Below are 11511 nucleotides of genomic sequence, written 5' to 3' on the forward strand. Positions count from 1 at the left end.
TTTACGAATGGCTTATGTAAATTTCAAAGTTGAAACCGACGCCGATGGCATTGCTCTCGTCACCTGGGACATGCCTGAAAAGTCGATGAATGTCTTCACCGTCGAGGCGATGCAGGAACTGAATTCCATCATCGACGCGGTGACTGCCGATGATAAGATCAAGGGCGTTGTTATTACGTCAGGTAAGGACAGCTTCTCTGGCGGCGCGGACCTGACCATGCTGGAAGGCATGTTCAAGGAATTCCAGAAGCAGAAGGCCAAAGACCCGCAGGGCGCGGTCCAGACCCTGTTCGACAATGTCGGCAAGATGAGCGGTCTTTTCCGCAAGCTTGAAACTTGCGGCAAGCCTTGGGTTTCGGCTATCAACGGCACCTGCATGGGCGGCGCATTTGAAATGTCGCTCGCTTGCCATGCACGGGTGGTGTCGGATGCACCGGGCGTGAAGATGGCTCTGCCGGAAGTGAAAGTCGGTCTGTTTCCGGGCGCTGGCGGCACGCAGCGCGTTCCGCGCCTTGCCAATCAGCAGGATGCGCTCCAGATGATGACGACCGGCTCCAGCCTGACCGCGCAGCGCGCCAAGGCAATGGGTCTCGTCACCGAGATTGCTCCGGCCAAGAAGCTGGTCGAAACCGCAAAGAAGCTCATCAAGGGCGGTCTCAAGCCGGTTCAGCCATGGGATGAAAAAGGCTTCAAACTGCCGGGTGGCGCGATCTATTCGGCTGCCGGTGCGAATCTCTGGCCTGCCGCAACGGCAATCCTGCGTCGCGAAACATCCGGCAATTATCCGGCAGCGCTTGCCATTCTGAAGTCGGTTTATGAAGGCCTGCTGGTGCCGTTCGATACCGGCCTCAAGATCGAGCAGCGCTATTTCACCGAAATTCTCCAGACGACCGAAGCGGGCATGATGATCCGTTCGCTCTTCGTGTCGCTGCAGGAATTGAACAAGGGCGCACGCCGTCCGGTCGATGAAAAGCCGACCAAGCTCAAGAAGATCGGCGTTATCGGCGCTGGCTTCATGGGTGCAGGCATCGCCTATGTGACGGCCAAGGCAGGCATCCCGGTTGTGCTGATCGACCGCGATCAGGAGTCTGCCGACAAGGGCAAGGCGCATACGGCTGACCTCATCGCCAAGGAAATGCAGAAGGGCCGCGCGACGGAAGCAGACAAGGAAAAGCTCCTGTCGCTCATCACCGCAACGCCTGATTATGCGCTTCTCGAAGGTGCCGATCTGGTGATCGAAGCCGTGTTCGAGGACCGCGAAGTCAAGCGTGTTGCGACTGAGAAGGCCGAGGAAGTGCTCAAGACTTCCGCAGTCTTTGCTTCCAACACCTCGACCCTGCCGATCACTGGTCTTGCGAAAGTCTCTAAGCGTCCGAAGAACTTCATCGGCATCCACTTCTTCTCGCCTGTCGACAAGATGATGCTGGTGGAAGTGATCCTCGGCAAGAAGACGTCCGACAAGGCACTGGCCGTAGCCCTTGATTACGTTCGTGCGATCAAGAAGACGCCGATTGTCGTCAACGACACGCGTGGCTTCTACGTCAATCGTTGCGTGCTGCGCTATATGTCGGAAGCCTACAACATGCTGGTTGAAGGTGTTCCGGCGGCCATGATCGAAAATGCCGCCCGTATGGCCGGTATGCCGGTTGGTCCGCTTGCGCTCAACGACGAAACCGCTATCGACCTGTCACAGAAGATCCTCAAGGCAACCCTTGCCGATCTCGGTGAAAAGGCGGTCGATCCGCGCCATGTAGAACTGGTGGATCGTCTCGTCAACGAGTTCGACCGCAAGGGCCGCAAGAACGGCAAGGGCTTCTACGATTATCCGGCGAAGCCTGCCAAGAAGCATCTGTGGCCGGGCCTCAAGGATCTCTATCCACAGCAGAATCCGGACAAGATCGATGTGAAGGAGCTTAAAGAGCGCTTCCTCGTCACCATCGCTCTGGAAGCGGCCCGCGTGATGGAAGAAGGCATTGTCACCGATCCGCGTGAAGCCGATGTCGGCTCCATTCTTGCCTTTGGTTTCGCGCCTTATACCGGCGGTACGCTGTCCTATATCGATGGCATGGGTGCGAAGAAATTCGTCAAGCTTGCCAAGGAGTTGCAGAAGAAGTACGGCCAGCAGTTCAAGGCGCCGAAACTTCTGCTCGACATGGCCGAAAACGGTGAAAGCTTCTACCAGCGTTTCAACCCGTACAAGACGGAAGCAAAGAAGGCAGCGTAAGCTTAATCCTTCGCAAGATTATCAGGCGCGGCATGTTTCATGCCGCGCTTTTTGTTTGTGCTCCTTGCCATAGCTGAACTGCACCATTCCCGGGTAAGAAAATTTTCCCTGCTAATTCAGCCGTCTTGCGCAACTACTGCTTTTTCGGTAGGTTGAAGCCGAAGATGGGACGGAATAATAGGTTTAAAATCCTTTGAAACATATCTTTCCTGATGGGGATTATTCAGGAAGATATGTCGGAACCTAGGTGGCGGATCATTACTATGTTTTCTCACGAGAGCGTGTGGGCGGCCATTGATGCCCTGGCTGAACGTCATTCCCTGAGCGCGTCCGGGCTGGCGCGTCGTGCAGGGCTCGACCCTACGACCTTTAACAAATCCAAGCGCTATGCTTCCGATGGGCGTGCGCGCTGGCCTTCGACGGAATCGCTGGCCAAGGTGATGGAAGCAACCGGCTCGACGTTCGATGAATTCACGCGGCTCATCCGTGGCGGAAACCGCACGCCGCAATTCGGCGAATATACGCAGGACATGCAGTCCATTCCATTGCTCGGCATGGCCGAAGCGGGCGCTGGCGGCTATTTCGATGATGCCGGGTTTCCGGCTGGACAAGGCTGGGACATTGTGGAATTCCCAGCCGGATCGGGAGAAGGTGTGTACGCGCTGGAGGTTTCGGGCGACTCAATGTTGCCCCTTTACCGTGATGGCGATACGCTGATCGTAGCACCCAATACCGCCATTCGCCGGGGCGATCGCGTGGTGGTGCGGACGAAAGACGGAGAAGTGATGGCCAAGATCCTGCATCGCCAGACGCCACGAACCATTGAGCTCCATTCGCTCAATCCCGAACATCCGAACCGCATTTTCGAGTCCAAGGATATCGAATGGGTCGCCCGCATTTTATGGGCGAGCCAGTAATGGCGCAATCGCAGGATAGAAGCCATGCACGCGCCGTTTTCGGCGGTCTGGCTGGCATAACAGGCGCAGTTCTGATCGCAGCCTTCGTGGCGCCGTTCTATGGTGCACTGGATCGCCCGGTGGTCGTCATCAACTCCGGTGATACGAAGACAGAATCCGGTACGGGAAGCGGCATCGTCGTCGAACAGTTCGACTATAACGAGCCGGGGACATCGCCTGAAACGGGCAATGCCTCAGAGGAGACGTCGCCGCAACCGGGCCAAGCCGCCCCCGTTGAAGGGCAGCCGCCTGCGTGGAAAGAGAACGGCAAGGTCAACGACCAGGTGAATGACAACGGCATTGAACGCGAGGCACCGCGTCCACCGCTGAGCGATCTCGGTCTTGCATCCACGCCCAAACCGCCAGAGCCACCGGCACCGGCCACGCCTGTCGATGCGGGCGAACAGATGCAGCTTTTGCAGCGACCTGTCGCTGTGGCGGCCGGACGGCTTGAAAGTCAGGGCCGTATGATTGAATTGCAGGGCATCGAAATCGTACCCTTAGAACAGACCTGCCAGACCGCTTCCGGTGAAAGCTGGCCGTGCGGCATGCAGGCGCGCACTGCCTTCCGGCAATGGTTGCGTTCCCGTGCCGTTATGTGCCGCCTGCCGCAAAATGACAGCGGTGCTGCGGTCGCGACCGAATGCATGCTGGGCAATGAAGATGCAGCCGCATGGCTGGTTGCCAATGGCTGGGCGAAGGCTGTTCCGGGTGGTGCCTATGACGAAGCGGGTCGTAAGGCTGTGGAAGCGCGTCTCGGCATCTTCGGTGACAAACCCGATACGTCTCTGCTCAATGCGGAGCCGGACAGCGGCAATATGATCGACAGTCCGTCGCCTCTGGCACCTGAACCGGAGCCGCAGCTATCTTCGCCGTCGCCGTCGCCGTCGCCACAGTTGCAAGGCGATTTTCCGCCCGCACCGCCTGCGCAATGACGAAAGAGGCAAAAACTCCTAAAGCAAGCCTCCAAGAAGAGGATCGTACCGAACTGGAATGCGGGTGCACCTGTTCTCAGATGCCAGAGAATACCGTTCGAAATGTGCTGTTCATCGACATGAGGTTTGCCGCGCACTGTGGTCGGAAGAAGTGGTTCAATCACCGACCGTTCGAAATCAGTTCAATCAAAGCGCGCTTTCACTGCCTCCAATCGCTGGAGACAGTGAAACGCAACATACTTTATAGTATGTGACGTAGCCTTTCTTGGCTCGGTGCAGGACTTCCTTGTCGCAGATGCTACTGTCCGGTCGTTTTTTCTCCGACGACGAGTGCGAGTGCACGGACCGGCGAGCCGGTTCCTTTCACGAATTTCAAGGGTGCTGCGATCAGGATCGCCCCCTTGGCTGGTAGCTGATCAAGGTTGCTCAGGCTTGCCAGTCCGTATCGGTTTGCCTTGTGCATGAGGTTGTGTGCCGGAAATGGAGGGGTCATGGCTCCTGCGGATCCTGCATCCGTACCGACTGTTTCCTGACCCCAACCGATAATGCCTTTGGAAAGCAGATACTCGATTGCTTCAACCGTTGGTCCCGGAGAATGTGGACCGTTTTCATCGGCATTCAGAAATGTATCGGCTGAACCATTGCGCTTGTACCAGTCGGTGCGCATCAAAACCCATGACCCGGCTTCAATTTCGCCATGCTCTGCTTCCCATTCCCTGATGCTATCAACCGTCAGCAGATAATCAGCGTCGGCGGCGGCTTGTGCGGAACGGTCGATTACGTTTACGGGAGCAACGAAGTTCTGTGGCGGGATCGTATCGGTGGTGTTGTTGGAGTGATCCTTGCCGGTGATCCAGTGACACGGGGCATCGAAATGGGTGCCGGTGTGCTCGCCAAGCTCTATCCAGTTCCAGGCCCAGAACGGACCGTCCTGATCGTACTGGCTGATAGTGTGAACTTTAACGTTCGGTGTGTTTTTGCCGAATTGTGGGGGAAGGTAAAGGACGGGCGTATCCGGACCGAGTGGCGCGGTGATGTCAACGACCTTGACGGTGCCAGACAGCAGTCCGGACGCAAGGCTGGAAAGAGCAGATGTATCGTTCATGAAATCCCCATTTCGCCCTGAGCCGGCGCCGGCATTATTGTGCGGTCCTTGATGAACCGGTCTCTTTCGGACGTTCACTCGAAGCCTATGGCAGGGAATATGCTCTTGCAAGTATCTCTTTTACAGAATCTTCCAGGAATTTTCTCGCGGCAGAAGAGCGTTCGCCAATAAACCGAATTTTCTGGACTTTTTTGTCCGTGCGTCCTGTCGTGACTGGTAGTGAAACCTCGTGCAAGGTAATGCAGTTATATGCATTCAAGTATAATATCGGTCATCTGTAAAAACTGGGCTCGCATGTCGACGGCATTCTTCACAGTTCGATTGCTTTAAGGGAAGGTTTTTGTGTGATCTGCCGACCAATAAAGGGCAGGGGTGTAGCGGTCAGGTTAATTTAGGCTTGAAATATCGGCTGTCTGGCGCAATTCTCATTGATTGCAGCGCAACGATATGCACCGGGCGGATAATGGATCTCGAATTTATAGTCACCGAAGTCGATGAGAGCGAAAAGCAGGAGTTGCGCCTCTGGCTGCGTATGCTTGCAACAACCAGACTGGTTTCACAGGAAATCCGCCGCCGTCTGCGCAAAGAATTTGGTGTCACGCTGCCACAATTCGACATTCTTGCCCAACTTTACCGGGAACCGAACGGGTTACGGCTCGGGGAACTCTCGCGCCGGACCATGGTGACGAATGGCAACATCACCGGCTTGATTGAGCGATTGGAAGCCGACGGTCTTGTGCGTCGTGAAACACCCGGTGCCGACAGACGCGTTACCGTCGCGCGATTGACTGATTCTGGGCAGACGGTGTTCGCAGAAATGGCGCGGGTCCATGAAAGCTGGTTACGTGATCTGATGGCCGAGGTCGATCGCGACACCATCGCTTCGTTGCTGAGAGATATGAAGCGTCTCAAAAAATCGGCCGGCAATCACCTCATGGATGACAATGAGGAATAGCATTCCCAGCTCCGCCATTCGATATGGATGACTGATCTACTCTCTGCCTTCGCGTTGAGATACGATAAAAAACACAACAATAACAATTGGATATGAGGAATGATATAATTCCTGCACTTGCAGAAATTATCAGGAAATATTTCACTTGCTTATTTGATCAAATGATCTTTAGATGCGCGCATGTTGGGAAGCCAATCCAGGTTGAAGCTGCGTTCATGCAGTGTGCTCACGACGAAGATGTGAAAACAAAGGGACAGGACGGTGCTGGTTTGATTACGCCAAGCTGACCAGGCTCCCGGAAGGCCGGCTTTTACACTCGCTGAGGGGCGGGGCTGAGACGGAAAACAACAGGAGAGATAGATTCATGATCCGCCTTGCCAGACGCATCACCGAAAGTTCCAGCAAATCTTTTGGCATGTATGCCCGGGCAGCGGCACTCGGAGCGGATGCCGGTGACCTCATCCACATGGAGCTTGGCAGCCCCCATGCCGATACGCCACTGCATATCAAGCAGGCGACGGTCAATGCATTGATGGCAGGCGATGTCCATTATTCGCATTTTCAGGGAATCCCAAAATTGCGCGAAGCCCTGGCCGCCCGTCTGCGTGAGAAGAATGACATGGATGTTTCAGCCTCCGATATCGTTGTCACTAACGGGCTGACCCATGCGTCCTTTGCCGCTTTCATGGCGCTGCTTGACCCGGGCGACGAGGCAATCCTCTTGGAACCTTATTATCCTCAGCATATCGGCAAGATAGAACTCGCCGGAGCCAAACCTGTTCTGGCGCCGCTGGATGCCAGCGACCGTTTCTCGATCAAGGCGGAACTGATCGAACCGAAGATCACGGCCCGCACAAAAATGATTGTTCTGATCAATCCGTGTAACCCGACGGGACGGGTCTACAGTCGCGAGGAGCTGGAAGTTCTGGCGGATATTGCTCGCCGTCACGATCTGGTGGTGGTTTCTGACGAGGTTTACGAAGAGATACTGTTCGATGGCGCGCGCCATGTTTCGATCGCTTCGTTGCCCGGCATGAAGGAGCGAACGATTTCAATGTTCGCTTTTACCAAGAGTTTTGCCATGGATGGTTGGCGACTTGGGTATCTCACAGCACCGCAGCATATGATCGAAGGTATCTTGAAGATCACGACCAACGACGTCACTCACGTGAACACATTCATTCAGGCGGGGGCGCTGGCGGCGATCTCAGGGCCGGAGGAGATATTGGCCGAACTGGTGACGGAAGACAAAGTAAAGCGCGACATTGTCGTGTCGCGGTTAAATCAAATGTCTGGTGTCACGTGCGACTGGCCGGAAGGCACGATCTACGCGTTTCCCAAAATCGCTGCATTGGGTCTTAAGTCGCAGGACATGGCCGAACGCATCATGACAGAGGCGGGCGTTGTGCTGGAAGCGGGGAGTTTTTACGGAGCGGGCGGTGAAGGGCATTTGCGTGTCTGTTTCGGTTCGCAATCGCTTGCACGTGTCAATGAAGCCATGGATCGCCTTCAGCGGTTCTTTGGTTCCCTTTGAATGACTGGAGCATCTTCGCTGCGGTCTGGTTGCTCAGACCAATGCGATTTTAGTTGAAACTTAAAATTCCATATGATCAAATAATCAAATAGGTCGACGCAGGTAGGAGCAGGGACTTCTGCCGAAAAGAAACGACCCATAGAGGGAATAACAACATGATGATCTGTCGCCGTAATTTTCTGGCTATGGCAGGCCTTGCAAGCGCTCTGGCTGCGAGCTCCTTTGCCATGACATCTGCATCTCTGGCTGCCGACGCACTTAATATCGGTGCCTATCCCAGCAACCCTCCTTTCGAGTTGAAAAATGCCGATGGGACGTTCGAAGGCTTCGAAATCGATATCGCGACCGAGGCAGCCAAACGGGCCGGACTGGAGCCGGAAATCGCTGATTACGGGTTTCAGGCCCTGTTTGCCGCAACGACTTCCCGGCGTATCGACGTGGCGGTTTCGTCCATAACAATCACGCCGGAACGCCTGAAATCACAGTCCTTCACCCAGCCTTACTACGATTCAGATATCGGGGTTGCGACCAAGACCGATAGCGCTGTCACCGGACTGGCCGATTTGAAGGGCAAGACCGTTGGTGCCCTTTCCGGCTCTACCGGCGAAAAATGGGTCAAGGAAAACAAAGAGGCCAAAGGCTTCGCCGATATCAAAGGCTATAACTCGCAACAGGATCTGTTTCTTGATCTCGGTGCAGGCCGCATAGATGCCGTCATTTCCGACATACCCGGCATGGAACATCTCTTTCTGAAGATGAAGGGGTTTGCCGTGAAAGACCGAATTCAGACCGGGGAGCAATATGGTCTGATGATGGCGAAGGACCATCCGTTGCTTGGCAAGCTCAACGATGCGATTACCGCCATGAAGCAGGATGGGACCACTGCGGCTATTCACAAAAAGTGGTTCGGTACGGACCCTGCCGCCAATTCCTCGACAGTCACCGTCGTGCCGATCCCGCAGCCGTAATCTTTTGACGTTGGTGACAGATGGGCCGCATTTGCAGGATCGGCCCATCTTCGACCGTTACTTCTCAGACTGACCGGTCGTGCGCTCCCAGGATTTGCCTGCGAAGGACGCCAATATGACATTCGTCGAAACCTTCTTGAACACCGATGTTCTCGTTTCGAGCCTGCCAGCGCTTGGACGTGGCCTGCTCAATACGTTTCTCATCGGTATCGCCAGCATTTTCTTTGGTGTTCTGTCGGGCTTGCTGATCAGTATTGTCCGTATCTACGGACCGAAGGTTCTTCGTTATCTCGCGATCGCCTATATCGATGTATTCCGCGCCATGCCGGTTTTGGTCGTGCTGATCCTGATCTATTATGCACTGCCATTCATCGGGATACGCTTTTCTGCCTGGACCTCTGCCATCATGTCTTTCTCCATGGTTATGGCGGCATATTCGGCGGAAGTGTTCCGGTCCGGCATCGAAAGTGTACCACGCGGCCAGTTCGAAGCTGCTTCTGCGCTTGGAATTCCATTCCCGGTTACTCTGTGGAAAGTGGTTTTGCCACAGGCGATCCGTATCATCATTCCGCCGACTACCAGCAATTGTGTTTCCATGTTCAAGGACACCGCATTGGCGTCTACTGTGGCTCTGCCCGAGCTTTTGAAGGAAGCGCAGGACGCGCAGGCGCTTTATGCCAATCCGACACCGTTGATCGGCGCAGCGCTTATCTATCTCATCCTCCTGCTGCCGCTTGTGCGCTTGGTCGCGCTTCTTGAGGCGCGGTTCAAAAAGGAAAGAGTCCGATAGTTCCAATTTCGGTTTCATCGACGGATATCGGCAACAGCAATGGCAGGCATAATATGAGCGGTTATTTTCTCTATCACTCGATCGGTACCTTTCCGGGTAAAGCGGAAAAGGTGAAAGCGGCACTTAGTCGTTATTCGGATATCTGGTCGGCAGAAAATGACTCTCAATGGCCGGCAATGCTGGCGGAGCGCGGGCATTTCATCCGAAGCTGGGAGAACCTGATTGGCGCCCCCGCAGGCTCCATGACTACCGTAGAGAATGTGACACTGGCCCTTTACAGTCTGATCGGTGCACTGCCTGAGGAATTATTGCGCGGCCGCCGAATTCTGGCCGCCGCCGATTGCTTCCCGAGTCTGCATTTTTTGCTGGCCGGGTTGCAGGCGCGGTTCGGATTTACGCTCGAAACCGTACCCATGAGACAGGGCGAGAGTTTTGTACGCGACGAGGATTTCATCGATGCTTGGGGCAGCGATGTTGCGATTGCGTTGGTGACATGGGTGTCGTCCACGACATCGAAGCGCGCCGACCTGGACCTGATGTCCCAACACGGCAGGCAGCACGGCACGATCATCGTTGCAGATGTCACCCAGGGCGTAGGCATCCGCCCCTTTTCCGTCGGAGAGATAGATGTCGTGGTGGGATCGTCTCTCAAATGGCTTTGTGGAAGTTCGGGAGCAGGGGCAATCTATGTGCGTCCGGGACTATTGACGACTTGCAAGCCGGAATTGCGTGGCTGGTTTAGTCAACCTAATCCGTTTTCCTGGGATCTTGATACTTTTGCCTATGCCGACGATGCGCGGCGCTTCGACCATGGCACGCCTGCCGTGCTGGCGGCTATAGCCTCGCAACCCGGCCTTGATTTTGTTTCCGCGACAGGTGTCGACGTGCTGGCCCGGCACAACGAACTGTTGACCGGCAAGATTGTGGAACGGGTCGCTGCCAACACTGCACTGTCGTTGGTCTCTCCAGAAAGGCCTGAAGAGCGCGGCGGCAGTGTGATGGTGCAAGCGGTTTCGGCTGAAAGGGCGGCCGCGATCGTAACCGCATTGAAGGTTGAAAATTTTTACTGTGATTGTCGCAGTCGTATTCTGCGGTTTTCACCTGGGTCGGTGACCTCCCTGATGGAAACGGAAGCCTTGTGTGATGCGCTGGATAGGCTGGCGCTCGATTAAACCTTTTGGTTCCATGCTGACTTCTGCTCGAACCTGTTGTTTTCACCGTATTTATGCGACACCCGGTGATCCTATCGGGTGGTAAAATGCTATAACTGAGGAACACGGAGACAAGGGATTTGAAGCAAATGATCGGTGAAACCCGTCTGTTGAAGGTATCCTCGCGCGTAACTGTGCAGGACGGTGTCTACCAACAGCTTCGCCAGGCTTTGATGTGGGGCTCATTCGAGCCGTCGCAGGCGGTGACGATCGCTTCACTTGCCGAGGAGTTCGGCACAAGCCATATGCCCGTACGTGAGGCGCTGCGACGGCTGGCGGCGGAGAACGGACTGGAAATCGCCCGCAATGGATCGGCACGTGTGCCTGATATTTCGCGGACACGGCTGGATGACATTTGTCGGGTCCGCGTTGCTCTCGAGGGGCTTGCCACCGAACTTGCGACGCCGCGGATGACGGCTGCCGATATTGACCGCTGTCTGACGCTCGCGCGGGAGCATGAAGCTCTCGGTCAAGAAGGCAAGATCTATGAGATGCTGCGCAAGAACCAGGAGTTTCATTTCACGATCTACGAACTATCGGGATCGGAAACATTACCCCAGATGATTGAAACGCTGTGGCTGCGACTTGGACCCTATATGCGCCTTCTTTCCAATCATGTCCGTCAGCAAGTGGACCAGGGTATTATCCATCCTTATTCAGCCTATCATTACGAAATGCTGGATGCCATTCGTGCCGGCGACGCAAAAAAAGCGGGCAGCCTGATGATCCAGGACATTGAAGCAACGCAACGGCTTTTGCAGAAACTTTGTTAGGCATCGAGATACGCTTGCCTTGATCGCAGACTGACGCGCTCTAAAGGGCTGATCGTTGCG

Annotated in this window: 10 protein-coding genes and 1 pseudogene; 9 read left to right on the forward strand and 2 right to left on the reverse strand. The window is 55.2% G+C overall.

Annotated features, from left to right (window positions below; all coding sequences use genetic code 11):
• Window positions 1–7 precede the first annotated feature (7 nt).
• From KWJ32_RS00720 to KWJ32_RS00730, 3 genes are all read left to right on the forward strand, one after another.
• Window positions 8–2224, forward strand: coding sequence for an FAD-dependent oxidoreductase (locus tag KWJ32_RS00720; RefSeq protein ID WP_010659212.1), 2217 nt, complete (start codon window positions 8–10; stop codon window positions 2222–2224).
• Window positions 2225–2487: 263 nt separating this feature from the next.
• On the forward strand, window positions 2488–3141 hold the full coding sequence (locus KWJ32_RS00725; protein WP_012093365.1) for a helix-turn-helix transcriptional regulator: 654 nt from the start codon (window positions 2488–2490) through the stop codon (window positions 3139–3141).
• A complete protein-coding gene (locus KWJ32_RS00730; protein WP_040128613.1) occupies window positions 3141–4115 on the forward strand; it encodes a thermonuclease family protein in 975 nt (324 codons plus the stop codon). Before KWJ32_RS00725 ends, KWJ32_RS00730 begins: the two co-directional genes overlap by 1 nt.
• Window positions 4116–4154: 39 nt before the next feature.
• On the opposite strand, the pseudogene KWJ32_RS00735 reads toward KWJ32_RS00730, so the two are convergent.
• A pseudogene (locus KWJ32_RS00735) lies at window positions 4155–4279 on the reverse strand (IS5/IS1182 family transposase); the annotation flags it as partial.
• Window positions 4280–4413: 134 nt separating this feature from the next.
• Complete coding sequence (locus tag KWJ32_RS00740) at window positions 4414–5220, reverse strand: cyclase family protein (RefSeq protein WP_012093363.1); 807 nt, start codon at window positions 5218–5220, stop codon at window positions 4414–4416.
• 340 nt (window positions 5221–5560) lie between these two features.
• Here KWJ32_RS00740 and KWJ32_RS00745 point away from each other — a divergent pair, with 340 nt between their 5' ends.
• From KWJ32_RS00745 to KWJ32_RS00770, 6 genes are all read left to right on the forward strand, one after another.
• Complete coding sequence (locus KWJ32_RS00745; protein WP_012093362.1) at window positions 5561–6175, forward strand: MarR family transcriptional regulator; 615 nt, start codon at window positions 5561–5563, stop codon at window positions 6173–6175.
• A gap of 364 nt (window positions 6176–6539) precedes the next feature.
• Window positions 6540–7709: an aminotransferase class I/II-fold pyridoxal phosphate-dependent enzyme gene (locus tag KWJ32_RS00750; protein WP_012093361.1), complete on the forward strand. Its 1170-nt coding sequence runs from the start codon at window positions 6540–6542 to the stop codon at window positions 7707–7709.
• A 155-nt stretch (window positions 7710–7864) separates the two neighbouring features.
• A complete protein-coding gene (locus tag KWJ32_RS00755) occupies window positions 7865–8677 on the forward strand; it encodes an ABC transporter substrate-binding protein (RefSeq protein WP_012093360.1) in 813 nt (270 codons plus the stop codon).
• Between the two features lie 115 nt (window positions 8678–8792).
• The gene (locus tag KWJ32_RS00760) at window positions 8793–9467 is read left to right on the forward strand and encodes an amino acid ABC transporter permease (RefSeq protein ID WP_012093358.1); all 675 of its coding nucleotides are present in this window, start codon (window positions 8793–8795) and stop codon (window positions 9465–9467) included.
• Window positions 9468–9520: 53 nt separating this feature from the next.
• On the forward strand, window positions 9521–10639 hold the full coding sequence (locus KWJ32_RS00765; RefSeq protein ID WP_012093357.1) for an aminotransferase class V-fold PLP-dependent enzyme: 1119 nt from the start codon (window positions 9521–9523) through the stop codon (window positions 10637–10639).
• A gap of 128 nt (window positions 10640–10767) precedes the next feature.
• Window positions 10768–11451 (forward strand): GntR family transcriptional regulator, encoded by a 684-nt coding sequence (locus KWJ32_RS00770; protein ID WP_010659202.1) that lies wholly within the window; start codon window positions 10768–10770, stop codon window positions 11449–11451.
• Window positions 11452–11511: the final 60 nt, after the last annotated feature.

It is taken from the genome of Ochrobactrum sp. BTU2, from assembly GCF_024539785.1.
In the GTDB taxonomy this organism is placed as follows: Bacteria; Pseudomonadota; Alphaproteobacteria; order Rhizobiales; family Rhizobiaceae; genus Brucella; species Brucella anthropi.